At 51.3% G+C, this 25,274-nt stretch carries 24 protein-coding genes; 16 read left to right on the top strand and 8 right to left on the bottom strand.

Translation table 11 applies throughout. The features are described from left to right. Nucleotides 1–7: 7 nt before the first annotated feature. From MKY82_RS26270 to MKY82_RS26255, 4 genes are read right to left on the bottom strand one after another with little or no spacing between them, the layout of a single operon-like run. Nucleotides 8–1,114, bottom strand: a complete 1,107-nt coding sequence (locus MKY82_RS26270) for a YheC/YheD family protein (RefSeq protein WP_194544205.1) — start codon at nt 1,112–1,114, stop codon at nt 8–10. Then, nucleotides 1,111–2,484: a YheC/YheD family protein gene (locus MKY82_RS26265; protein ID WP_071218051.1), complete on the bottom strand. Its 1,374-nt coding sequence runs from the start codon at nt 2,482–2,484 to the stop codon at nt 1,111–1,113. Before MKY82_RS26265 ends, MKY82_RS26270 begins: the two co-directional genes overlap by 4 nt. After that, nucleotides 2,481–3,617 carry a YheC/YheD family protein gene (locus MKY82_RS26260; protein WP_339294711.1) on the bottom strand — a complete coding sequence of 379 codons (1,137 nt, stop codon included), beginning with the start codon at nt 3,615–3,617 and terminating at the stop codon, nt 2,481–2,483. The genes MKY82_RS26265 and MKY82_RS26260 overlap by 4 nt, the downstream gene beginning before the upstream one ends. A 14-nt stretch (nt 3,618–3,631) precedes the next feature. Then, nucleotides 3,632–5,026, bottom strand: coding sequence for a YheC/YheD family protein (locus MKY82_RS26255; protein ID WP_339294710.1), 1,395 nt, complete (start codon nt 5,024–5,026; stop codon nt 3,632–3,634). A gap of 137 nt (nt 5,027–5,163) precedes the next feature. On the opposite strand from MKY82_RS26255, the gene MKY82_RS26250 reads away from it, so the two are divergent. The 4 genes from MKY82_RS26250 to MKY82_RS26235 all read left to right on the top strand — a co-directional run bounded on the left by MKY82_RS26250 (nt 5,164) and on the right by MKY82_RS26235 (nt 8,697). Then, nucleotides 5,164–6,330: a DUF445 family protein gene (locus MKY82_RS26250; RefSeq protein ID WP_339219329.1), complete on the top strand. Its 1,167-nt coding sequence runs from the start codon at nt 5,164–5,166 to the stop codon at nt 6,328–6,330. Between the two features lie 80 nt (nt 6,331–6,410). Further along, on the top strand, nt 6,411–6,758 hold the full coding sequence (locus MKY82_RS26245; protein ID WP_071218055.1) for a YlbF family regulator: 348 nt from the start codon (nt 6,411–6,413) through the stop codon (nt 6,756–6,758). Nucleotides 6,759–6,896: 138 nt separating this feature from the next. After that, nucleotides 6,897–7,184 carry a hypothetical protein gene (locus tag MKY82_RS26240; protein WP_076324342.1) on the top strand — a complete coding sequence of 96 codons (288 nt, stop codon included), beginning with the start codon at nt 6,897–6,899 and terminating at the stop codon, nt 7,182–7,184. Between the two features lie 178 nt (nt 7,185–7,362). Then, entirely contained in the window at nt 7,363–8,697 is a 1,335-nt protein-coding gene (locus tag MKY82_RS26235) for a DRTGG domain-containing protein (protein ID WP_071218057.1), read from the top strand. An 82-nt stretch (nt 8,698–8,779) separates the two neighbouring features. Here the strand turns inward: MKY82_RS26235 and MKY82_RS26230 are convergent, their stop codons facing one another. The 3 genes from MKY82_RS26230 to MKY82_RS26220 all read right to left on the bottom strand — a co-directional run bounded on the left by MKY82_RS26230 (nt 8,780) and on the right by MKY82_RS26220 (nt 10,062). Further along, nucleotides 8,780–9,091, bottom strand: a complete 312-nt coding sequence (locus MKY82_RS26230) for a YtpI family protein (RefSeq protein ID WP_194544200.1) — start codon at nt 9,089–9,091, stop codon at nt 8,780–8,782. A 137-nt stretch (nt 9,092–9,228) separates the two neighbouring features. Further along, on the bottom strand, nt 9,229–9,732 hold the full coding sequence (locus MKY82_RS26225; RefSeq protein WP_339294709.1) for a hypothetical protein: 504 nt from the start codon (nt 9,730–9,732) through the stop codon (nt 9,229–9,231). Nucleotides 9,733–9,735: 3 nt separating this feature from the next. After that, complete coding sequence (locus MKY82_RS26220; protein ID WP_119846808.1) at nt 9,736–10,062, bottom strand: YtrH family sporulation protein; 327 nt, start codon at nt 10,060–10,062, stop codon at nt 9,736–9,738. A gap of 178 nt (nt 10,063–10,240) precedes the next feature. On the opposite strand from MKY82_RS26220, the gene MKY82_RS26215 reads away from it, so the two are divergent. From MKY82_RS26215 to MKY82_RS26180, 8 genes are all read left to right on the top strand, one after another. After that, complete coding sequence (locus tag MKY82_RS26215) at nt 10,241–13,969, top strand: DNA polymerase III subunit alpha (RefSeq protein ID WP_339294708.1); 3,729 nt, start codon at nt 10,241–10,243, stop codon at nt 13,967–13,969. 146 nt (nt 13,970–14,115) lie between these two features. Continuing rightward, complete coding sequence (locus tag MKY82_RS26210; protein ID WP_194544198.1) at nt 14,116–14,610, top strand: phosphatidylglycerophosphatase A; 495 nt, start codon at nt 14,116–14,118, stop codon at nt 14,608–14,610. A 156-nt stretch (nt 14,611–14,766) separates the two neighbouring features. Further along, a complete protein-coding gene (locus tag MKY82_RS26205; protein WP_006212044.1) occupies nt 14,767–14,955 on the top strand; it encodes a hypothetical protein in 189 nt (62 codons plus the stop codon). Between the two features lie 92 nt (nt 14,956–15,047). After that, nucleotides 15,048–15,941, top strand: coding sequence for an acetyl-CoA carboxylase, carboxyltransferase subunit beta (gene accD, locus MKY82_RS26200; RefSeq protein ID WP_071218063.1), 894 nt, complete (start codon nt 15,048–15,050; stop codon nt 15,939–15,941). Continuing rightward, on the top strand, nt 15,941–16,924 hold the full coding sequence (locus MKY82_RS26195) for an acetyl-CoA carboxylase carboxyltransferase subunit alpha (RefSeq protein ID WP_194544197.1): 984 nt from the start codon (nt 15,941–15,943) through the stop codon (nt 16,922–16,924). The genes accD and MKY82_RS26195 overlap by 1 nt, the downstream gene beginning before the upstream one ends. Nucleotides 16,925–17,044: 120 nt before the next feature. Next, nucleotides 17,045–18,472, top strand: coding sequence for a pyruvate kinase (pyk, locus tag MKY82_RS26190; protein WP_071218065.1), 1,428 nt, complete (start codon nt 17,045–17,047; stop codon nt 18,470–18,472). Between the two features lie 102 nt (nt 18,473–18,574). Further along, the gene (locus MKY82_RS26185) at nt 18,575–19,084 is read left to right on the top strand and encodes a thioesterase family protein (protein WP_339294707.1); all 510 of its coding nucleotides are present in this window, start codon (nt 18,575–18,577) and stop codon (nt 19,082–19,084) included. Between the two features lie 4 nt (nt 19,085–19,088). Beyond that, nucleotides 19,089–19,481 carry an FxsA family protein gene (locus tag MKY82_RS26180; protein WP_194544195.1) on the top strand — a complete coding sequence of 131 codons (393 nt, stop codon included), beginning with the start codon at nt 19,089–19,091 and terminating at the stop codon, nt 19,479–19,481. A gap of 107 nt (nt 19,482–19,588) precedes the next feature. On the opposite strand, the gene ytvI is transcribed toward MKY82_RS26180, so the two are convergent. Next, nucleotides 19,589–20,707: a sporulation integral membrane protein YtvI gene (gene ytvI / locus MKY82_RS26175; protein WP_071218068.1), complete on the bottom strand. Its 1,119-nt coding sequence runs from the start codon at nt 20,705–20,707 to the stop codon at nt 19,589–19,591. Nucleotides 20,708–21,083: 376 nt separating this feature from the next. Here ytvI and citZ point away from each other — a divergent pair, with 376 nt between their 5' ends. The 4 genes from citZ (at nt 21,084) to MKY82_RS26155 (ending at nt 25,167) form a co-directional block, all read left to right on the top strand. After that, nucleotides 21,084–22,196: a citrate synthase gene (citZ, locus tag MKY82_RS26170; protein ID WP_194544193.1), complete on the top strand. Its 1,113-nt coding sequence runs from the start codon at nt 21,084–21,086 to the stop codon at nt 22,194–22,196. A gap of 144 nt (nt 22,197–22,340) precedes the next feature. Next, entirely contained in the window at nt 22,341–23,633 is a 1,293-nt protein-coding gene (gene icd, locus MKY82_RS26165; protein ID WP_071218070.1) for an NADP-dependent isocitrate dehydrogenase, read from the top strand. 14 nt (nt 23,634–23,647) lie between these two features. Then, entirely contained in the window at nt 23,648–24,589 is a 942-nt protein-coding gene (gene mdh / locus MKY82_RS26160) for a malate dehydrogenase (protein ID WP_113057492.1), read from the top strand. 152 nt (nt 24,590–24,741) lie between these two features. Then, complete coding sequence (locus tag MKY82_RS26155) at nt 24,742–25,167, top strand: hypothetical protein (protein WP_339219312.1); 426 nt, start codon at nt 24,742–24,744, stop codon at nt 25,165–25,167. Nucleotides 25,168–25,274 lie beyond the last annotated feature (107 nt).

Here is a 25,274-nt window from a genome sequence, read left to right as displayed (position 1 = left end):
GCAGGGCCTACCTTTGATTGATCAGGTATTCGGAATATTGAAAAATCCGCTCCAGTGACTTTTTCCGGATCGCGGGTTCGTCAAATTTCATGGGTCTTGAATTGGCTTCGAAGAACCAGAGAACGCCTTCGCTATCAATTCCGAGGTCCATGGACATTTCGCCATGGATCTGACCAGAGCTCTTCTCAATCTGCCGTGCCATATGCACGGCTGCTTTTTTAACTTCGCTAAGGATGGCGTCGGACCGTTCCTGACCGAACACGATCGGCAGCAGCTTCTCCGGATCCTCAATCGTTCCTCCGCGAGGAACATGTGTGGTGATGCTTTTGGCGCCTGCCATTCGAGCTCCAATGCCTGTAACTGCCCAGGAGCCGTACTCGTTCTTTTGCACAAGTATGCGGAGGTCGAAGGCGCGACCGTGGACCTGGGCCAGCTCGATTCCTTGCTGGATCAGGTATGAGCTTCCTTTAGTCTCCTGATAAACACGGTTCCAAAGCCGCTCTAAGGAGGCTGCTTTGTAGGTGGTGCTGTTTTTGTTGTTCTGTATCTGTATGCGGTAGGGGAGCGATTTGTTTTTCTGATACCGCACCCTCATGATTCCTTGCCCGGCCTTGCCGTCCTCTGGTTTAAGATACAGGTAGGGCTTCCGCTTGATCATTTCATATAAAGTAGGGTAACCCTTCAATCGCTTTGTCAAGGGTGCCCACTTTTTGGTTAACCGTGATTTGTTCAGCCAAGCAAAGAGACGCCACTTATTGAAAAAGTGTGGGTTATAGATATCGATATGGGGATGTTTTTGGCATTCCTTGATTTTGCGTCGGACCCAGGGAAGGGCTTCATCCTCTCGGTAAGGGATCCGGTTATATATAACCTGGGGCAGAGGGCATAGCCTCTGCTCCCAGGAATGGTCGCTGTTCAGGATATAGCCTTTGACAGTACCCGTATCAAGCTTCAGATCACGTACGGTGACCACATAGACGATAAAGCCCATATCCTTTCCCGTTTTGATGATTTCCTGAAAGTTTTGCCGGTTGCCTCTGAACATCGTATGCGAGTCGTGCATGGTCAGGATGGCTACAACCGGTCTTCCATCACTCTCCACTCGGTTATTCACGAGTCATTCCCCCTGTGGAAGCCGCTGAGATACATACTGTGTTCAAATATATGCTCCACCGATGCTTTTCCTTCCCCTTTAAGAGAAGGGTGGTTGAATATCGATCGGCCCGGCTTCGAATTCGCTTCAAACATCCATATCCTCTCGTTATCATCTATTCCTATATCGAACCCGATTTCTCCTAACAGATGCGGATGATGATTCTCGATGGCCTCCGACATCGCGATGGCGGCGTCCTTGGCACGCTCCAGCACATCCCGAGCTTTGGAGCCGAAGGCCCGGCTGAGCGCCTGCTCCGGCGTCATCAAGGAGCCCCCGTTCTTGATATGCGTTGTGACGCTGCCCCGACCGGCTTTTTTGGCGCCGATACCAACCACGGACCACCGGTTTTTGCTGTTCTTATGCATATGAAATCTGAAGTCGATAGGGCAGCCATCGATTTCGATGAGGCGGATTCCTTGCTGGATAACATAGTTACGCAGCTTGGAGCCATGCTTGGCCTGTAGCATACGCATCAGACTGTTAAAGCTTGGGAACTTGAGAAGGGTGTTACCCCCGTTTCCGTGATATCGCGCAAAGTATCCTTTTTTGGGAAGATAGGTTAACCGGTAAATCCCGAGGCCTAAGCTTCCGGCTGAGGGCTTATAATATACAAAGTTATGGCGCTCCATCATATCCTTAATCCGCTCGGGACTAGGATTGTTATGCGTTTCCGGCAAATATTTGCCTGCCTGCACGTCGCCGTCCAGCTGGGAGTACACATCGGATTTATTGAAGAAGGCCCAGTTGAAAAATTTAATGTTGCGCTTCAGAAATCGATCTCTCAGTTGATTGGTAAAAGGGGAGAAGTCGGTTTTTCGGCTAGGCAGGCGATTATAGACGACATTAGGGAGCGGAACGGTTTTGCGGACAAAACCGCCGCCGGAACCGAGCATATAGGCATGCACCGTTTCGCGCTGCCAGTTGATATCCCGGGGGGCAAAGGCATAAACGAACATTTTTTTGTTGCCCTCACGAAGAAGCTGACGAATATACGAGGTTCGGGCTCCAAAGGGGCTGGATGGATTATGCGGTCCGTCGGAGAGAACCCCAACCACGGGCCCCAGCTCGATTTCTCCTTCACGGGGGGAATGGATATAGACAGGGCCCTGTCTGGGAACGTGGATACCGTTGCGGACACCGTTGCTTAAATAGATGTGTTTCCCCGATCGATCGATCGGTTTTACAGCAGCGGACACCGTGTTGGTCCCGATGCGTAGCTTAATCGATTTCCTGCTTGATAGCCCCAGGCTCTTTAGAAGCGAACCGGATAAAAAGACGACTTTTTCGGGCTGCTGCGAGAAATGAATATTTCCGAAATTCAAACTCATGTATTTACCCTCCTAAGTTGTCGAAGCAATAAATAACGGGCGTATTGAATCGGATGTTCGACGGACAGCCGGGCTGCGTGACCATCTCCCGTTAGTGTAAATGCGCGGCGGCCCGGTTTGGAATTAACCTCCAGGATCCAGACCCGTCCCTTTGTATCCACGCCAAAATCGATTCCCAGCTCGCCAAGTCGGCCGAATCCTTCTTCGAGCAGAGATGGAAGCTGAGCGGACAGATCTCGGATGGTCTGAATGATCTTCATGGCCTTTTCTTCTCCGAAATCGGTCGTTAGATAGGGAAGGGCCGGAAATGCGGTGCCTCCCCCGTGAAGGTTCGAGGTCAGTCCTTGGCTTACGCCTTGCCGTGCAGCGATTCCTGTGATGGACCATCTGCCGCGGTCATTCTTTTGAACCAATGACCGAATATCAAACGGATCTCCGTTGCGGTTATGAAGCTCCAGGTAGGGTTGAATGATAAACCGGCGTCGACCGGTAAATCGACTCACCCATTCGTTCATCTCTTGTGCGGGAATAGTCTGCTGGAACATGCGATTGCTCCGGTCCCTTCCTTGCAGTCTGACACGCTGTTGATCTGTCAAAGCGAGGTACAAAGTATGACGACCCTGAGAGCCTCCGCTAGGCTTCATGAAAAGTCCGCTGCCAAAAGCCAGCAGGGCCCTGCTCAGTGATTCCGCTCCGGTATAACTTAAGGTTGCCGGCAGATATGGCCTTAAGGCGGAGGAGCGCTTTAATAGTTGATGCACTTTCTGCTTGCCGGGCAGACCGCGTGCCCACAGTCTTACGCCCTGCTGCAGCATTCGGTTCAGATACGCACCGGCGGCAGCCGTTTCCTCACCGTTTCGGTGCAGACATCGGTCATAGATGACGTCTGGAGGAGGAAAGGTGCCGAAACTCCAGCCTTTTCCAGGATTGAATTGATATCCTTGTATCCTGTCTATGGAGCTTTCAACACCAGAAGCAGGAGAGGCATCATCCGGACAAAAAACAAATACCTGCATGCCGAGTCCCTTGGCCTTCGAGCTAAGTTCACGGAGGAATTCCTTCTCTGCGAAGGGAGGGAAGCCCGGTTTGCGGCATACCATGACACCCAGGGTGCCTATCTTGTTTGACGACATAATGTTCTCCTTTTTTAGAACCCCGTCAAGTATTGACAGTACTGAACGAGCCGGACGGCTGACGGTCTTACTTTGGAGTCGGCATTCAGCGGCGCATTTTCACCTTTGGACGGCTTGGAGTTGACCTCCAGGAGCCAAATGCGGCCAGCCGTATCAATTGCCAAGTCAATGCCGAGCTCCCCGAAATGATAGGGAATGGCAGCCTCCAGTCCATGAGCAATATCGAGCGCCGCTTGATTCATTCGGGCGGGGGCCGTTTGTTTGGAGCTTAACGGAATACTGCTCATGGCAAGTGCGTCCTTGACGGAAGATAGCGTACCGCCTCTGGCAAGATTGGAAACAAAATGGTTTCCGCCGGCAATACGGGCCACGACCGAAGTCACTGCCCACTTGCCGTTTTTGTCTTTATGAACAAGCGCGCGAAAATCAACGTTTCGCCGGTTGATGCGGATCAAATCCAGCCCTTGCTGAATTTGATAACGCGTTTTTTTTATTTTCCCAGATAAGCTGCTGAACAGCTTTGGAAGTGAGGAGTAGGTATTCTTCTTGCTTCCTTCAAGAGAGGTGGTCATCGTTTGATATTTGCCGTTCTCTTGGCGGGATATCCGGATGATCCCTTTCCCCAGACTACCCCGCACCGGTTTCAGGAAGACCGTCCGATAAGTGGCGCACATTTTTTTGAGCGTCGGATAACCGCTGAGCAAATAGGAATCGGGCAAATATTTCTGCAGTTTCACATCAGGCCCGAGTGCCTCGAAGACATCCGATTTATCGAGAAATTTCTCGTTAAAGATTTGGGTGCCGAATCGCGATTTTACTTCTCTCATAAAATGCTGTACGCTAGGACTATTCTCCAGTTTGCGGGTAGACAGCCGGTTATTAATGACGTCCGGAGCTGGAACGCTGAGCTTTTTCCATCCCGCGTCATAAGCAATGGCTTCAAGTGTCGACGGGTTCGAACCGATCATGTCAGGTGTGAAAAAATATACATATGCGCCCTGTTTTTTGGCCGCGTTGACCATTTCCAGGCAGAAAGCTGAGATTGATCCGAAAGGTTTATCAGGTTCATCCGGTTGATATCGGCTGACCATGATCCCGATAAGCGGACCGAGCTTCAGCGTTCTTTCCGTTGGATAATATTTGACATTCATGACGGTACGAGGAAGAAGTCCCGAATGGCTGAATACCGAAGGGCTTAGGGCCAGCGAATTCGATTTTCCTCCTGAGATAACGCGGACTTCCTGCTTGAAGGAGCCAAAGGCAAGCTGTACCTTCGAATCTGTCGGGATACGGAGCTGTCTGATGAGCCGGTCACCAAGCTTGATATCGTTATCCGAAAGCTGGGCTGAGCGGATTAATTGAGTCGATATCTTGGATTTGGTGTTGGATTTGATCTTGGATTTGCGCATGATGGATCTCCTTCCGACAACAACTGGATACTTAAGTGAACAGACAAAAGACTTCATCTGATCATTGCATGTAATGCATCATATGAGGACATATATCCCTTGGTGATTGTACTGCTCGGGAAAAAGGAGTGCTGAAAATGCAGAACTGGCTGTTTATTTTGGTGAACGTGTGCGTTGCTGCTTTTGTTGGCGGCATCACGAACCACTTTGCAATAAAAATGCTGTTTCATCCCCGTGAAGAAAAAATCATCCTGGGCCGCCGCGTACCCTTCACGCCAGGGCTCATTCCAAAGCGCAAGGACGAAATAGCCGAGTCGTTGGGACGTGTGGTCTCGGATTACCTGGTGACAAGCGAGGGCTTGCAGGAGCTTATTCGAAAGCCGGTGTTTCGGGGTAAGATAGAGGACAGCCTCTATCGGAAGCTGGAGGAATGGAGCCAGTCGGAGCTGAGCTTCGGAGACTTGGCGCATAAGGTATGGAGTTCCGAACAGTGGGAGCAATTGAAGGTCCGTGCCGAACAATCGGCCCGCCAGCTCACAGCCCGGGGTGCCGCAGCAGTATGGCACGGATACGGATTGGAGGCAAAGCCGCTGAAGGAGCTTGTTCCCGGTTGGTCCGAGGAAACGATCCAGGGCTGGAGCGGGGCTGCCGCCGATATTGTGCTGAAGGAGCTGAGGAGCACGCTGTTGTCCGCGAAGGGGCAGCTTATGCTATCGGATGTGGCTTCTTCACTCATCGATAAGGCAGGCGGATTTCTGGGGACGATGGCTTCGATCTTTGTGGATGAGGATAAACTGGTCCAGAAGCTGACGCCCATGCTGATTCAGCAGTTGGAGGGTGAGAAGATCCGCAAGACCATCACGGATATTATCTCAGGAAAGCTGTCGTATTACGGTGAGATGCCGCTGGGGAATTTCATCGAACATGCCGCTGGTGAGCCGGGCCTCGCTTGGATCTCCCGCACATTGGATGACAAGCTTCCTTGGTCCAAGTGGATGAAGCAAATCGAGTCTCTTCGCGTAGGCGAGCTGATTGGACCGCGAATGCCTGCCATCGAAGCAGCTCTGCCTGGACTGCTCGATAAGGGACTGGGCTTCCTTGAGCGAAGCATCCCGGCGGCCATGAAGGCTGTAAACTTACCGCAGCTCGTTCAGGAGCAGGTGGAGAAGTTCCCGATTGAGCGGCTGGAAGAGATCATCCTGAGTGTGTCCGGCCGCGAATTCAGGGCCATCACCTGGCTTGGGGTGCTGCTGGGCGGAGTGATCGGATTGTTCCAATCCATGCTGACCATACTGTGGAGATAACAATTTTGATGGAGTAAGGATTAAGGCAAGAGGCGAATTCAAATACGGCGTTTAAGCCGAATATATTGGAGGAATTACGAATGAACATTTATGACAAGGCACATGATTTGGCAAAAGCGATGAAGGAAAGCAAGGAGGTAGAAGAAATTACCTCTGCTATGAAACTCGTGGATGCAGATCCGGAGAGCAGACGCATGCTGGATGACTTCCGACAGCGCCAGATGGAACTTCAACAGCGCATGATGTCCGGCGATATGCCGGCACAGGACGAAATGGAGAAGATGGAGAAGCAGTTTGAGGTGCTGAGCCTGAACCTGAACATCCGCCGCTTGTTCGACGCTGAGCGCCGTCTGAGTGTCATCATCGAAGACGTGAACAAGATTATATCGGATAGTCTTCAGCATCTGTATGGTCCAGCCCAACCCTAGACGTTCCCTTTTTTAAGGCTGCGGACAATAAACTTCAACACAAATTCGGTACATTTTTAAAAACTTGTCTCATAAATTGCGCAAGCTCCTCATAGAGTAGAAATATAGATTTCAGAGAGTAGAGGAGCTGCGTTTACAATGAAAAAAAAGAAGAACAAGTTTAAACACACCGCTTACTTATTGGTTGCACTCGGCATGTTGATATACGCCCTTCCCAGCATTTCTTTCTCTGGCGGGTTCTCATGGGTTTCACTGTTCGGTGCAGTCTGGGCAGGATTTGCCCTGCTTGTGATCGGTTCGCATCTCTATTACCTTATCGGTGTAGATGAAGCGAAACAGAAAGCGCTCGATGAGATCCGCAAGGAGAAATTGCGTCAATGGGAATTGAAATGGCCGGAGGAACAGAAGAGCCAAGAAGCCAATTAAGCGTTGGATCACAGCGAGAGCTGTGACGAACAAAAACCTCCCTTTAAGGGGTACGGTTGGATCGCCCATCCGTTAACCTTCAGGGGAGGTTTTTTTGTGTCTGACGGGTATGGGAGCTTCATAGGACGTGATATAATAGATACAGTATGGTACAGATAGTGTTCTGGGGGTGTAACAGTTGGACGTTCGAGATGATACGATTACCAAACACGAGCAATTGGTTCAACATATTGAAAGTTTGAAGGTTGGAAGCAAAATCTCGGTACGACGGTTGGCCAAAGAGATGGGCGTCAGCGAGGGAACCGCTTATCGGGCGGTAAAGGAAGCGGAAAGCCTGGGCATCGTGGTCACGAAGGAACGGATCGGCACGGTTCGTGTGGAACGGAAGCCGCGTAACATATCCGAGCAGCTTACGTTTGCCGATGTCGTTGAAATTGTGGAAGGGCATGTGCTCGGCGGTGCGGAAGGGCTTAATAAAAGCCTGCATAAATACGTGATTGGAGCCATGAAGGTGGAGGCGATGATTCGATATATCGATGCCGGAAGCCTCATGATTGTCGGTAACCGCGAAGATGCCCATTCCCTGGCACTCGAGCAGGGGGCGGGCGTGTTGATTACGGGCGGTTTCGGAACCAGCCGGGAAGTGAAACAGCTGGCAGACCAGCTGCATCTGCCCATTATATCGTCCAGGCATGACACGTTTACCGTCGCCTCCATGATTAACCGCGCCATTTTTGACCGATTAATCAAGAAGAAAATTATGCTGGTGGAGGATATCGCTCATGATAAGCCGAAGAATCACCAGTTGAAAAACTCCGTCACCGTTCAGGAATTCAAACGGATTTCACAGGCGACCGGGCAAATCCGGTACCCGGTAACGGACGAATGGAACCGGGTCATCGGCATCGTCGGGGTTCGGGATGTGGAAGGGCTCGCCGAAACTCAGCCGATCGAGAAAGCGATGACCCGCAACCCGGTAACGGCAAGCATGAAAACGTCGCTCGCATCTGCGGCGCAGATTATGATGTGGGAAGGGATCGATTTTCTTCCGATTGTGGATCGGAACCGCAAGCTGCTTGCAACGGTTACTCGTAAAGAAGTGTTAGGAGCACTGCGGGATGCGCGAAACCAGCCTCAGCTTGGCGAGACGTTTGATCAGCTGATCTGGAATGGGATTGCAGAGGATCGGGATGAGGAAGGGCGTTTGTTCTTTCACGGTTTTATCACGCCCCAAATGGCTTCAGAACTTGGAACGATTTCGCAAGGGGTGCTCACGACCGTCATGAGCCAAGCTGCGGTTAAAGCGGCCAAGGATATTAGCGGCTGGGATCATGTGCTGGACCATCTGTCGACGTATTTCATCCGGCCCGTGCAGATCGAGGATCCGATCGTCATTATGCCAAAATTGCTGGAGATCAGCCGCCGTACCTGCAAGATGGAGATCGAGATCCAGCATCAGACAAACCTGATTGCAAAAGCGGTCATGACGATGCAGGCGATCGATCACGGCTAACGTTAAACTCCGGACAGAATAAAGGGGCATCCCGCAGGTCTTCATGGACCTTGCGGGATGCCCCTGTTCCGTTCAATTTGACTTAGCTGGCCGTCCGCGAATTCTTCAGTCTGCTGTAATAGGTGCGGCTTCTTATGCCGGCAAATATATTAAATGCGCCAAGCACCAAGAACACGGCTTCTACAATGACAGCCGGCGTGGAGCCGCTGAACAGAAACATGCAGACCAGCGAAAGGGAAACCAGCATAATGCCCATACAGAGGTTCATCATGGACATATAGATGCCGCGGTCCGCGGGATCCGCTACACGCCGGGCGCGAATGCTATAGAGCGCGGCAGCTACGACGGACAGGACGAGGATAATGTACAGGATATAGTGGATGACGGTTATCATGGAATGGAAGGCTCCTTCATATTCGGTAACATGCTCGCAATGTGGTGTTCATGTGCTGCTTCGTGATCAAAAGATGACTTTTTGAACAACCTCTAATAGCATGTTAGATTCGATCATTTACAATAGTATGTATTGTATCATGATCCGGTTGACTTTGCATCCACATGAACAACGCTAACCCAGATTTGCAGCACGCCCTCCATGACGAGCATGGTCTTGATTTGGACCTTGTAATCTTTCTCGCGGACCGTATAGATTTTGTCGCTGAGGAGTGAGCGCGTCAGCTTGCTGTCCGCGTCGATATCAAACACGTTGCGGCCGCGAAGGGCTGCCAGATCGTCGCTCATAAGCCTGACGAGCTCTTTGATGATGACGGGATCCAGCGGAACCCTGTCGTTTTGCTCGCTGCGGATCTTGATTTCTTTGATGACCGTGGATTGTTTATTGTATTTTTTTAACGAATCGATGTCTTCTTCATATTGTGCAATTTTGATCTGCTGGTCTTGATTCGTTTCCCATAGTTTATTGTAGGCTGCATGATAGACCGAGTTGTAGACGATGCTGCCGACAACCATTCCCAGCACGAAGATGGATGCGACCTGATAGAAGGGGCGGAAGCGGTGGGCTGGAGGTACGCGCATCGATCAGCTCCGGCTGGAGCACACCCATTTGACCAGCTCGCTGCCCATATGTGCTCCGAGAAATGCAAAACCCAGATATAAAACCTGCTTGATGGCAGGGGATAAATTGCCGACGGCCACGTTGCTTTCAATGACCCGCATCGGATCAATGGTGCCCCCGATGGCAGCGGCAAGCGCCCATATCTTAATCCGATCCGCAACCTCAAGCATCGTCTGGGTGGGGGGCTGCAGGGACAGCACGGCGCCCACGCCTCCCACCATGGCTCCCCCCAGCACGATGCCGAAGGCTATAAAAAAGTCCAGAATTGCTCTCGATAAAAAAACGCTCATGCCCTCATGTCTCCTTTCTACTCTCGGTGGATGTTATGGCAAACGCCTGTCCACGTACTCCCTAGTTTCATTCTATGGGCGGGCCTAGCGGGATTATGATAAAATGGTATAAAGACTTTTTCAGATATTTCTGGATGGATTTCAAATATACATGTACCGGCGAAAGGAAGGCGTTACGATGAGCTCTTTCGTGCATTTGCACGTGCATAGTGAATACAGTTTGCTCGATGGAGCGGCACGTATCGGTGACCTGGTGCGGGAAGCGGCGGCGCTTGGCATGAAATCGCTGGCCCTGACGGATCATGGCGTGATGTATGGTGCCATTCCGTTCTATAAAGCCTGCCTGGCGCAAGGCATCAAACCGATTATCGGCTGCGAGGCCTATATCACGGCAGGCTCCCGCAAGGAGCGGGGAAGCCGCAAGGATCAGCCGATCTATCATTTGATTCTGCTTGCCAAGAATGAGACCGGCTATCGCAATTTGATGAAGCTGTGCTCGATCGGGCATTTGGAGGGGTACCATTACAGACCCCGAATCGATATGGAGGCGCTGGCCGCCCATCATGAAGGCATCATATGTCTCAGCGCTTGCTTGGGCGGCGAGGTTCCCCAGCATCTGCTTCACGGACGCGAAGCGGAAGCGAAAGCTGCCGCGCTTCGTTATCAGGCGATTTTTGGAGAAGACTACTATCTGGAGCTGCAGGATCACGGAATTCCGGAGCAGAAACGCGTGAATCCCCAGCTGATTCAGCTTAGCCGTGAGACCGGCATTCCGCTGGTTGCGACCAACGATGTGCATTATCTGACCGAGAGCGATGCCGAGGTACAGGACGTCCTGATCTGCATCGGCACGGGAAAGACGGTCGAAGATGAGGATAGGCTGCAGATCCAGACGAATCAGCTCTATTTGAAGAGCGGCAGCGACATGGAGCGATTATACCCCCATGTGCCTGAAGCTATATTGAATACGGCTAAGATTGCGGACCAATGCAACCTGGAGCTGGAATTCGGCAAGTCGATTTTGCCGGAATACAGCTCGCTACCGGAAGGGAAGAATGCAGCCGAATACCTGCGGGAGCTCTGTTTGAACGGTCTGCAAGAACGTTACGGGAATACGGAGCGGTGGCAGGATGAAGCAGAGCGCAGCGAGCTGGAGCAGCGACTGAACTATGAGCTCGGCGTCATCGAGAACATGGGCTTCAGCGATTATTTCCTGATCGTATGGGACTTTATCGCCTATGCCCACCGGCAAGGCATCGCGGTTGGACCGGGCCGGGGTTCATCGGCGGGCAGCCTGGTGGCCTACACCCTTCAGATTACGAATGTGGACCCGATGAAATATAAATTGTTGTTTGAACGCTTCCTGAATCCGGAGCGGATAACGATGCCGGATATTGATATCGACTTCAGTGACGAGCGCCGGGAAGAGGTCATTGATTATGTGGTGGATAAATACGGGAAAGAGCATGTCGCCCAGATTATTACGTTCGGTACGATGGCGGCAAGGGCGGCCGTCCGAGATGTTGGACGTGCGCTGAATGTGCCGTTCGGGGATGTGGACAAGGCGGCCAAGCTGATCCCTAACCATCTGGGCATCAGCATCGCGGGAGCGATGGAGCAAAGCCCGCAGCTGAAGGAACAGTACGAGACGAAGCCGAAGGTGCGCGAGCTGATCGATATGGCGATGAAGGTTGAGGGCATGCCCCGTCATGCTTCGACGCATGCAGCAGGCATTGTCATTTCCCGCGATCCGCTGACGGATGCGGTTCCGCTGCAGGAAGGGAGCGAGAAGACGGCGCTGACGCAGTATTCCATGGAGAATCTGGAGAGCGTGGGCCTGCTCAAGATGGATTTTTTGGGTCTGCGGACGTTATCCATCATAGAGCGTACCCTGAGATGGATTCAAGAATTGACCGGCAGAACACTCGATTTCGAACAAGTGCCGGATGACGATCATCTGACGTATGAGATGCTGGGACGCGGCGATACCACGGGCGTATTTCAGCTTGAATCCGCGGGCATCCGGCGGGTGCTGAAGGATCTGAAACCTTCGGTGTTTGAGGATATCGTATCCGTGAATGCCTTGTACCGTCCGGGTCCCATGGAGTTTATTCCGAAGTTCATTCAAGCCAAGCACGGCCGGATTGAGCCGGAGTATCCCCATTCGGACCTGATCCCGATATTAGGCGATACGTACGGCATTATCGTCTATCAGGAGCAGATCATGCAGATCGCTTCGACGATGGCCGGCTTCTCGCTCGGGGAAGCGGATTTGCTGCGAAGAGCGGTGTCGAAGAAGAAGCGCGAAGTACTGGACCGGGAGCGGAGCCATTTCGTTTCAGGCAGTCTCAAGCTCGGTTATAGCGAGGATGAGGCCAACCGCGTGTACGATATGATCGTCCGGTTCGCGAACTACGGATTTCCCCGTGCGCATGCCGCCGCTTACGGCGTGCTGGCCTTCCAGACGGCTTATCTTAAGGCGCACTATCCGGTTCCGTTCATGGCTTCCATGCTGACGGCCGTTATGGGCAGCCACCGGAAGGTAGCCGAATACGTGCTGGAGGCACGGCGCCTCGACATCGAGGTCATGCCGCCGGACGTCAACGAAAGCGGAACGTATTTTACCCCGGTCATGAGCGGTTCTGCTGCCGAGGGCGGTGATAATGAAGGCCAACGTCCGGCCGGAGGCGGAATCCGATTCGGGCTAGCCGCGATCAAGAACGTAGGCACGCAGGCAGTGGAGAATATCGTCGAGATCAGGCGTGAAAAGCCGTTTGAAAGCCTGCTCGATTTTTGCCGCCGGGTAGACCTCCGCGTATGCAACAAGCGCGTGATCGAGTCGCTTATCCAGGCAGGGGCTTTTGATTCCTTGCAGGGACACCGTTCCCAGTTGGTTGCCATGCTGGACGAAACGGTCGAAGCGGCCGTGAAGTGGAGAAAGGAACGGGATGATCTCCAGATTCAGCTCTTCGACTTCGTGGAAACCACGAATTGGGACATCGAATATCCGGACATCCCGCCATATACCACAAGCCAGCAGCTCGAATTCGAACGCGAGCTGCTGGGCATGTATTTGTCCGGCCATCCGCTGGACGGCTTCGAAGATACGCTGGCGGAGTCCGGAGCTGATCGGTTAATGGATCTCCATGAAGCGGAAGATGAATCGATGGCTACGGTTGCCGGTATGGTGGTTACACTGAAGACCATTACGACGAAACAGGGAAAGGCGATGGCCTTCATGGAGTGCGAGGATCAAATTGAGCGCTGTGAGGTCGTTCTCTTTCCTGAAGTGTGGAAGCGAAGCGCGCATCTGATTGAAAAAGGCGCGCTGCTGGCGATCCGCGCGAAGGTTCAGCTGCAGGACGAAGGCTTTAAGCTGCTGGCCGAAGAAATCGCGCCGCTTGAGCCGCAAACCTTGAGTCAACTGGTTTACCGGAGCAAGGTTCGGGGAGCAGCGGGCGGCAGAGGAAGATCCGGCGGAGAGAATAACGGCCGTAGTGGTAAATCGGGTGCAGCCGGCATCCAGCCGGTTTCGGCCGGTAATCCATCGGCAGTCCCGACTCCGGAGCGGCTTGCTCCCCGGAGTGGACAGGATTCGACCTCTATCCGAAACGAGGCGTCGGGTGGCAGCCTATCGCCCGAGAAGGAATCTCGTACCGTCGTATCGAATCATAAGGCTGAGCAGCGTGTGTTTGTGAAAATAACGGCCGATGCGGAGCAATCGGAGCTGCTGGTGAAGCTGAAAGAGCTCCTGCAGCAGCATCCGGGGCATGTGCAAACGGTGCTGTTTTATGAGCGAAGCCAGAAGGTGCTTGCGCTTAGCGAAGCCTATCGAATCAAGCCTTCCACAGAGCTTTTTGCCGAAATGGAAAGCATGCTGGGCAAGGACACCGTTAAAGTGAAGTAACATGAAAATTTAAGAACGTTTCGCATCCCTCCCGCATACAATTAGGACACTACAGGTAATGTTGGCCGAGTACTCGCATGAAGAAGGCTCTTTCATGATAGAGAAGGATTGAAAGAGCGCGGCCAAAGACGCGGGGGGGATTTGTGATGTCAATGGACTTGGCAGAGAGCATGCTCAGCCGCAGAGGAGTCAGCGTAAGCTCCATCGCGGATATTGTGTTGAAGCTTCAACAGCGTTATCATCCGAAGTTAACCATCGAGCAGTGTGAAGAAAGCGTCCGGGCCGTTCTCGGCAAGCGCGAAGTGCAGTATACGCTGTATACAGGCATTGCGCTGGATGAGTTGGCCGAGAAGAAGCTGCTGCCGGAGCCGCTGCAATCGATTATGGAGCAAGACGAACCGCTTTACGGAGTGGATGAGACCATGGCGCTTGGCGTCACGAGCATTTATGGCATGATAGGACTGACCAGTTTCGGTTACCTGGACAAGGAAAAAATGGGTGTAATCGAGATATTAAATGAAAAGTCGGACGGGATCCATGTGTTTCTGGATGATCTCGTTGCAGGCATCGCCGCTGCCGCTTCCTCGCGCATCGCGCATAACAATCCTGATGCGGCGCATTATACCGCGGGTTCTGACTGATTTGCGCGAGCGGTGTCGAATGGCTGCCTGAGGGTATAGATTTGGCTTTCAGCCCCCTGCTCTCTTTGTTGAGGTAAAAACTGAAGTATGTTATCATTATCCATTATATCGGCTCAGGATATGCCTGTGGGACGAGATTAGGGGGATCTGAAAGGCATGTGGACGGTAATCTATATTGCGCCAACTGCAAAGGTGGCGGAAATGATCAAGACCAGGCTAACGGAAGAAGGTTTTTTGGTTCAAAGCCGTCCTGTGAATCTTTCCAAACAGCAGTTTGAGATTTTGGTACCCTCCGGAGAGCTTGAGGAAGTACAGGAAGTGTTGAATTCGATATTGCACCCCTAGTTTCATCTGGGTTACATAGCGAAGCTTAGCGTACGGATCGGCGATGTGCTATTGCGGCGGCCATTCAAATTTACGGCTGGAGAGGTGTAGTTGTGTTTAAAGACTTGTTTCAGAAAAAAAGGAAATACGCAACGATCCCATCGGAACGACTTGGGACAGCAGGGCAGCCTCAGGAAGGCGAACGCCCGAAACGGGAAATTCCAGAAGGTCTGATGAATAAGTGTGCTAAGTGCGGCACCATTCAATACAGCAAAGAGCTTGAGAAGAATCTGAAAGTGTGTCAGGAATGCGGACATCATATGCGCCTGAACGCGGTAGAACGGATTGCCATGACGCTGGATGAGACAGGCTTTGAAGAGTTTGATGCGGATATGATCTCGGTGGATCCGCTCAAGTTTCCGGGATATGCGGCCAAGCTCGAGCAGCAGAAGATGAAATCCGGTCTTCATGATGCGGTTATTACCGGTCAAGGGTCGATTCTCGGCCAGCCTGTTGTAGTAGCTGTCATGAGTTTTGATTTCTTCACGGGAAGCATGGGCTCCGTCGTCGGGGAAAAAATTACCCGAGCGATCGAGTTTGCGACGGACAAGCGTTTACCGCTCATTATTTTCTCCACCTCCGGCGGCGCCCGGATGCAGGAGAGCATTCTCAGTTTGATGCAGATGGCCAAAACAAGCGCAGCCTTGTCCAGGTTTAACGAGCTCGGCGGGCTCTATATTTCAGTGATAACGGATCCGACGACCGGCGGTGTATCCGCCAGCTTTGCGACGCTTGGCGATATCAATATTGCCGAGCCGGGAGCCGTATTCGGTTTTGCGGGCCGTATCGTTATTGAACAGACCATTCGCCAGAAGCTGCCGGATGATTTCCAGACAGCGGAGTTCAACTTGGCGCATGGTCAGCTTGACATGGTTATTCATCGGAAAGATATGCGCTCCATGCTTGGTAAGCTGCTGGAGATGCATACCGTGAAAGGGGGATTCTGATGTCAGGCGAATTGCCTTTTGAAATGCCACTTGCCGAAATGCGCAAGAAGATCGATGAATTGAAACAATTCGGACAGGAAAAAGGGATCGATTTCACGGATGAAATCGCCCGCCTGGAAGAACGATATAGTCGCTTGGAGGAAGAAATCTATTCTTCGATTTCGCCTTCCCAGAAAATGCATCTGGCCCGTCATCAGCAGCGACCGACGTCGCTTGATTTGATCCAGCTGATCTTTACGGATTTTATCGAGCTGCATGGAGATCGTCTCTACGGGGACGATCTTGCCGTTGTCGGCGGCTTGGCCAAACTTGACGGTGTTCCCGTCACGGTGGTCGGTCAGCAGCGCGGTAAGGATACGAAAGACAATATTGCGCGTTTCTTCGGAAGTCCGCATCCGGAAGGCTTCCGTAAAGCCCTGCGGCTTATGCAGCAGGCGAACAAGTTCAAGCGTCCTATTATCACGTTCATTGATACAAAAGGCGCATATCCGGGTAATACAGCAGAAGAAAGAGGTCAGTCCGAGGCGATTGCTCGTAATCTACGGGAAATGTCGTCACTTGGGGTGCCTATTGTTTGTGTGGTCATCGGCGAAGGTGGAAGCGGCGGTGCTCTTGCGATGGCTGTAGGCAATCGTGTCCTGATGCTTGAGCATGCTATCTACTCTGCCATTTCACCGAACGGCGCCGCATCCATTCTGTGGAAGGACGCATCTAAAGCGGATCAGGCTGCGGAAGCCATGAAGATCACTGCTAAGGACCTGCTCGAGATGGAAGTCATTGAGGAAATTATACCGGAGCCTAAGGGCGGTGCGCACCGAAACTATGAAGAGACGGCCGCCGCGATTCAAAGCGCACTGATCAGCCAGCTGAAAGAACTATCTGTTATGGATGCCTGCGAGCTGAAGGAAGACCGGTACCGCAAATTCCGCAAGATCGGCGAATTCGATTTTGCGAAAGCGGAACAGGAAGACGTGATTATGTAAAAGTTCTGATGAGTATGTGACGATATGACAAAGTTCCTATACAAATTAGACTTTTTGTAGTAGATTTAGTTGTTGGAAAAAGAGATATAGAGAACCCTTTAATAAACGGAGGAAACCCAAATGCGCAAAACAAAAATTGTATGTACCATCGGTCCTTCCAGTGAATCGTTGGAAAACACCAAGAAGCTCATTATGGCCGGCATGAACGTGGCTCGTCTGAACTTCTCTCACGGCGACTTCGAGGAGCATGGCAACCGGATCAAGAACATCCGCCAAGCTTGCGAAGAGTTGAACAAAACGGTAGCGATCCTGCTTGACACCAAAGGACCGGAAATCCGTACAGGCAAACTTGAAGTGGAACCGATTGAGCTTGTACAAGATGAATATATCACCCTTACTACCGAGGAAATCCTTGGTGATAAGAATCGTTTGTCCATTACTTATAAAGAGTTGCCGCAAGATGTTCAAGTCGGATCCACGATCTTGATCGATGACGGTCTGATCGGTCTGACCGTGGTGGAGATTCAAGGCACCGAAATCAGATGCCGCATCGTCAATGGCGGAACCATTAAGAGCAAAAAAGGTGTAAACGTACCGGGAGTCGCGATTTCTCTCCCAGGCATTACGGAAAAAGACGCCAACGATATCATTTTCGGGATCGAACAGGGCATCGATTTTATTGCCGCTTCCTTCGTTCGTAAAGCAAGTGACGTGCTTGAAATTCGCGAATTGCTGAAGAAGCATAATGGCGAGCACATCCAAATCATCTCCAAAATCGAGAACCAGCAGGGCGTTGACAACCTGGATGAAATCCTCGAAGTATCCGACGGCTTGATGGTAGCCCGTGGCGACCTCGGCGTAGAGATTCCGGCAGAGGAAGTTCCATTGGTTCAAAAACGCATGATCGAAAAATGTAACCTGGCTGGCAAACCGGTTATTACGGCTACGCAAATGCTGGATTCCATGCAGCGCAACCCACGTCCTACCCGTGCGGAAGCAAGTGACGTTGCCAATGCGATTTTTGACGGTACCGATGCGATCATGCTGTCCGGCGAAACGGCTGCAGGTAAATACCCTGTAGAATCCGTATTGACTATGTCCCGTATCGCTGAGAAAGCGGAATCCGCGCTGAATTACCGTGAAATGTTCTTGAAGCAGCGTATTGCTCAAGATACCAGCGTTACCGAAGCAATCAGCCAATCCGTTGCGATCTCGGCACTTGACCTGAATGCCAAAGCTATCATTTCGTCCACGGAATCCGGTCAAACGGCTCGCATGGTATCCAAATACCGTCCAGAGGCTCCTATCGTCGCCGTCACGACTCAAGACAGAACATTGAGACGTTTGGCACTGACTTGGGGCGTAACGCCGGTTAAAGGCGAACAGGCTTCTTCTACGGACGAGATGTTTGATTACGCGCTGCAAGGCGGCGTGAAGTCCGGTCTCGTGAAAGAAGGCGATCTTGTTGTGATTACAGCAGGCGTGCCACTGGGCCGTTCCGGTTCGACCAACCTCCTGAAAGTGGATCAAATTCCACAGGAGAAGTAATACAACGTCAAGAATCCGTTGGATTCTGAATATAGCAGCATATAAGCAATGGACGATGATTCTGTCGACCATTGCTTTTTGCATAGATAAGGGGTGATGTTGATGCCTAAACCATCCGTACCGACACTAAGCCGCTGGTTCTGGACGTCATTTCGGGTGCGTTACCAGGAAAGCGATCAAATGGGTGTCGTATACCACGCGAACTATTTAAACTGGTTCGAGATCGGACGTACCCAAATGATCCGTGAAATGGGATTTACGTATCGCGGAATGGAAGAAGAAGGTGTCCTCCTCCCGGTGGTTGATCTTGATATCAAGTACCGCCAGCCTGCGCGGTATGATGATCTTGTAACGGTCTTTACCAGAATGACTGCTTTCTCCCCGCTTCGAATACACTATGAATATGAGGTCCGTTTGCTGAGCGAACAGGAGCAGGCAGATTTGGAGGCGATGGATCTGTCTCCCGAATCCGAGCTTCCCGGTGCCTTGTTAACGGCCGGCGCGACCCGCCATGTATGGCTGAATAGAGAGTGGAAGCCGGCCCGACTGGATAAATGCGCGCCAAAGCTGTATGATGCATTGAGGGACACCCTTTGGGGGAGGAAGGAGTAGCTTCATGTTCAAATGGTTGCTGGCAGCGATGATCTTCGTGCCTGCTATTGAAATATTCGGCTTTCAGTTTGTTGCGGATCGCGTGGGCGGCATGAATACCTTGCTATTGACACTGCTGACCTCTGCGGTTGGCGTGGCCATGATGAGGTTCGAAGGTCGCAAAGCGATGGAAGATGCCAAGCAGAGAATGAACTCAGGCATGGTTCCGGGTGCTTCCATGGCCGATGGCCTATGTATATTTGCGGGTGGAGTGCTACTTATTCTGCCGGGCTTTGTAACTGACATAATCGGATTTACGCTGATATTTCCGCTGACTCGCCCGCTGTATCGGATATTGCTGTTGAAATGGATGAAGAAAAATATGAAAAACGGCAAGATTACGATCTTTCGCAGATAATACAAGCAGGATCACCCATAAGACCGGCCCATCATGGGCCGGTCTATTTATTTATGGAGTACGAGGAAATATCAGGAATCGGCAATTCCCATGAGTTCGTCCGACTGCTATCTGAATCTGCCTCCGATAATATAATTCCTTAGGTCCTTGAATACGTGGGCCCGGTGAAAGGCATCCAGGATGACAAGCGACACTGGACCTATAATCAGTCCCAGAATGCCGAACAGTTTGAGCCCGACGAACATGCCCAGCAGGGCGGCGAGCGGGTCCAGTCCCACACTGCTGGCGAGCACCTTGGGCTCCATAATCTGTCTGACGATCAGGATGATGCTGTACAGGACGGTTAGTCCGATGCCAAGCGTCAGGTCGCCCGACATAAAGGCATACAGCGACCAGGGGATCAGAACGATGCCGACGCCCAAGTAGGGGAGGAGATCCACCAAGCCGATCAGAAGACCGATGGAGAAGGCGGAATCGACCCCGAGCGCATAAAGCGTGATCATGACGATCAGGGCTGTGATGGAGATCAGAATCAGCTGGGCCCTCGCGAATCCGAACAACGCTTTTTTTAGATCCGTGAAAATATAGATCATGGGTTTGCGAATGACGTCGGGCAGGATGCGGATAAGCGCGCGATTATGGCGTTCCCAGCTGTTGCTGAGAAAGAACGTGGACAGTAAAACCACAATGAGAATCGTGCCCAAGTTGGGCAGGTAATAAATAATTTGCAGAATTCCGTTAAAAATACCGGTAACGAGGTCGGTCACGGCCGTGCCAATCGTTTGCGTCGTGCGGGTAATGTTCTGATTGATGGTATCGTGATAATTCGGGTTGTTCTGATAGAACCGGCTAATCTCATTGATGATATTCTGGAAGCTATCATTCTGGGTCCATGCGGTCAGCCATTCCATCCAGGCATCAATATGAAGATTGAAGGACTGGGACAGGATAATAAGCTCCTTGACCAGTCTCGTGACAGCCGCCGTGAGAATCAGCAGAGCCGCTCCGAAATACAGCAGCAGGGACAACATGACAGCGAGCCACCGCGGCAGCTTCAAACTCCGCTGAAGCAGGCGGACGCAAGGATTCATGGCATAAGCGATGATCCAGGCCAGGAGGAAGGGGTAAAGCAGCGGCAGCAGTACATATATCAAATAGGCGATCACGAAGATGGAAGACAGCACCCACACTCCCCGGCCAAAACGCTTGAGCATCAATCGTTCCAAACCATCACACTCCTTTGCAGCACTTCAGGGACGAGCAGAAACGCTCATTCCTATACGTATGCAAGGAGATTCAATATAAGGATAAAGAGTTGGAAAAGGCTTGTCTTCATGATTCGACAATGAGAATTATCACAGGTATAATGGAATTGTAAGTGATTTCAAAAAAATGTTTATGGTGTCGATAAAACAATTTGATGCAGCGAATGTCGCTGCTCATGTTCACATATCAGACAAAATCCAGTATGATATGAGAAGGTTTGTGACTAGGACCATAGCAATTTTTTTCGCGTTTTTCTTTTTTATCCGACTTCATGAAAATGTTTTCATGAATGTCAAAATAGTTCAGTTTATCCCGATCATAAAGGAGAGATGTTGCATGACAGCTACCAAGGGTTTGGAAGGCATTGTAGCTACCACCTCCGCGATTAGTTCGATCGTCGATGGCGTTCTGACTTACCGTGGATATGATATTGACGATCTCGCAGAACATGCAAGTTTTGAAGAGGTAGCCTATCTGCTCTGGTTCGGAAAGCTTCCAAATGCCGAAGAGCTTAAGGCCCTTCAACAAGATTTGAGCGACTATGCTGCCATTCCGGATGAGCTTATCCAGCAGATCAAATTGTATCCGAAGGATACCAATACGATGGCTGCGCTTCGCTCGGCTGTATCCGCGCTTGCTCTGTATGACGCCGAAGGCGACGATATGAGCCGTGAATCGAACGAGAAGAAAGCGGTTAAACTTCAAGCTCAGCTTCCAACGATCATTGCTGCCATCGCCCGTGTTCGTCAGGGCAAAGAGCCGGTGGCTCCGAAAGCCGGCGTCTCCATCGCGGAGAATTTCCTGTATATGCTCAGAGGCGAAGATCCTGATCAGACTTCAATCAAGGCTCTGGACCAGGCACTGGTATTGCACGCGGATCACGAGCTTAACGCATCCACGTTTGCTGCTCGTGTAACCGTAGCCACGCTGTCCGACATATATTCCGGTGTTACTTCCGCTATTGGCGCGCTTAAAGGTCCTCTGCACGGCGGCGCGAATGAAGCCGTCATGAAGATGCTGAACGAAGTCGGTTCGATCGATCGGGCCCAGGCTTACATTCAGGAGAAGCTGGACAACCGTGAAAAAATAATGGGCTTTGGACACCGCGTATACAAAAACGGCGATCCGCGCGCGAAGCATCTCCAAAAAATGTCGCGCGAACTTGGTGAAATGAAAGGCGACACCACGCTGTACGACATGTCGGTGCTGATCGACGAAACGGTTACCAACCAAAAAGGGCTGAAGCCGAACGTTGATTTCTATTCCGCATCGGTTTATACGCAGCTCGGCATCGAGCATGAACTGTTTACGCCGATTTTTGCCATCAGCCGTGTATCCGGATGGACCGCGCATATTCTTGAGCAGTATGAAGGCAACCGTATCATCCGCCCGCGCGCAGAGTATACAGGGATGACTGACCAAAAATATGTGCCGATAGAACTTCGCTAAGTGGCTGGCAATCATGTACAATAGGCTAGAGAACCGCTCAAACGTGAGTGAATCGCGGGTGGCGGGTTTCTCTGTGCCTATTCACGCGAGTATTTTGGAAATGGCTAGAGACAAGAACCATATTCGAAGGAGGAACTCATACTCATGAAATTGGAAAAATTCGCATTACCAACTGAAGGCGAGAAAATCACGATTGATAACGGAACCCTGCAGGTGCCTAACAACCCTGTCATTCCTTTTATTGAAGGCGACGGCACAGGCCGTGACATCTGGAAAGCTTCCAAGCGCGTCCTGGATGCAGCAGTAGAAAAAGCATATAACGGTTCCAAGAAAATTGCCTGGTATGAAGTATTTGCCGGTGAGAAGGCATACAATACATACGGTGAATGGCTCCCGAACGATACGCTTGAAGCGATTCGCGAGTACATCGTTGCTATCAAAGGACCACTTACAACGCCAATCGGCGGCGGTATCCGTTCCCTGAACGTTGCCCTTCGCCAAGAGCTGGACCTGTACACTTGCCTGCGCCCTGTTCGTTACTTCAACGGCGTACCGTCTCCGGTAAAACGCCCTGAGCTGGTTGACATGGTTATTTTCCGTGAGAACACGGAAGACATCTACGCAGGTATTGAGTACAAAGAAGGCTCCGAAGAAGTGAAGAAAATGATCAAGTTCCTTCAAGACGAAATGGGCGCCAACAAAATCCGCTTCCCTGAAACGTCCGGTATCGGGATTAAGCCTGTATCCTCCGAAGGTTCCAAGCGTCTTGTACGTGCAGCGGTTGAGTATGCGATCAAGCATGGCCGCAAATCCGTGACACTGGTTCACAAAGGCAACATCATGAAATTTACAGAAGGTGCCTTCAAAAACTGGGGTTACGAAGTGGCTGAAGCTGAATTCGGCGATAAAGTGTTCACTTGGGCACAATACGATATCATCAAGGAGAAAGACGGCGTAGATGCAGCTAATGCGGCTCAAAAAGCGGCTGAAGAAGCTGGCAAAATCATCGTTAAAGATGCGATTGCCGACATCGCGCTGCAGCAAGTTCTGACTCGTCCAACCGACTTTGATGTCATTGCGACGTTGAACCTGAACGGGGACTACCTGTCTGACGCGCTGGCTGCACAAGTTGGCGGTATCGGTATCGCTCCGGGCGCTAACATCAACTATGTAACAGGACATGCAATTTTCGAAGCGACTCACGGTACGGCTCCGAAATATGCAGACAAAGACGTAGTAAACCCTGGTTCCGTTATCCTCTCCGGCGTTATGCTGCTTGAGCATCTCGGATGGCAGGAAGCGGCTGACCTGATCTACAAAGGCATGGAAACGTCCATCAACAACAAAACCGTAACGTATGACTTCGCCCGCCTGATGGAAGGCGCTACGGAAGTGAAGTGCTCCGAGTTCGCAGACGAAATCATTAAAAACCTGTAAGGAGGAGATTCATCGTGGCAATTACTCGTAAAAAGATTACGGTAGTAGGTGCTGGCTTCACAGGTGCGACTACCGCCCTGATGCTTGCTCAAAAAGAATTGGGTGATGTGGTGCTGCTGGATATCCCACAGCTCGAGAACCCGACAAAAGGTAAAGCGCTGGATATGCTCGAAGCAAGTCCCGTTCAAGGATTTGACAGCAACATAGTCGGTACATCCAACTATGAAGATGCAGCTAATTCCGATATCGTAATCATTACAGCAGGTGTAGCCCGCAAGCCGGGCATGAGCCGCGATGACCTCGTGAATACCAATGCAGGGATCGTGAAATCCGTATGCGAGAATGTGAAGAGTCACGCACCGAACGCCACGGTCATCATTCTGAGCAACCCGGTGGATGCCATGACCTATGTGGCATACAACACGCTCGGATTTCCCAAGAACCGCGTTATCGGCCAATCCGGCGTACTGGATACGGCCCGCTATTGCACCTTCATCGCGCAAGAGCTGAACGTATCCGTTGAGGATGTCCGCGGATTCGTACTTGGCGGTCATGGCGACGACATGGTTCCGCTCGTTCGCTACTCCAGCGTGGGTGGCATTCCGATCGACACGCTGATTCCGGCTGAGCGCATTGAAGCGATTGTGCAGCGTACACGAGTTGGCGGCGGCGAAATCGTGAACCTGCTGGGTAACGGCAGCGCATACTATGCGCCGGCTGCTTCCCTCGTACAAATGACGGAAGCGATTCTGAAGGACAAAAAACGGATCATTCCGGTTATTGCTCTTCTGGAGGGTGAGTACGGTTATGACAATCTGTTCATGGGCGTACCGGCCATTCTTGGCGGAGACGGCATTGAGCGAATTTTCGAGCTTGAGCTGACGGCTGAAGAGAAAGCGGCGCTCGATAAGTCTGCGGAATCCGTACGTAATGTAACCTCGGTCGTGACCCTGTAATTGAATCAGGATTCACAAAATCGTCTAATAATGCAATCCCGTCCCGTGATTCGGGGCGGGATTGCTTTTCTTTGGATGATCTCTCCAGTATAATAAGAGACGATGAACTTAATGTAATAAAAATCACACTAACGACTTTGGAGGAATTATTTATGTGGAACGTGACATTTTTTCTGCATATGGTCGGTACGGCGGCTCTAGGATTTTACTTGATTCTGCCGTTTGTTGTTGGCGGTATTCAGAAGCTGTCCCTCGGCGCTCAAGAAGGAGCCGTTAATACGATTCGAGTAGCGAACCGTTTTGCTCAGTACGGCTTGGTTATTCAGTTATTGACTGGCGGATACATGATGTCCCAAGGCGAGTATTCGGTTCCTTGGATGATCATTGTAACGTTATTGCTGCTAGCGATGTTTGCTATTGGAGGCATCATGAGCAAGCCATTGAAGAATGCGCTTGCAGGGATCCGCGAGAAGCGTGAAGTGAAGGAAGAAACAAGCAAGCTGGGTACGCTTAGCGCACTTCTTGCCTTGCTGCTCTTGGTTATGATCTTCTTCATGGTATTCAACCATATCATCTAAGAATAGCTACATACGAAAGAGAAGTCGTTCCGTTTATCGGGCGGCTTTTTTTTTTTGACATTTAGAATTGTTAAGTGACCGGGGGCTTGCCAAGGATCTGAACGAAC

It is taken from the genome of Paenibacillus sp. FSL W7-1279, assembly GCF_037969845.1.
In the GTDB taxonomy this organism is placed as follows: Bacteria; Bacillota; Bacilli; order Paenibacillales; family Paenibacillaceae; genus Paenibacillus_AQ.
This window is presented reverse-complemented; position numbering and strand designations above follow the sequence as displayed.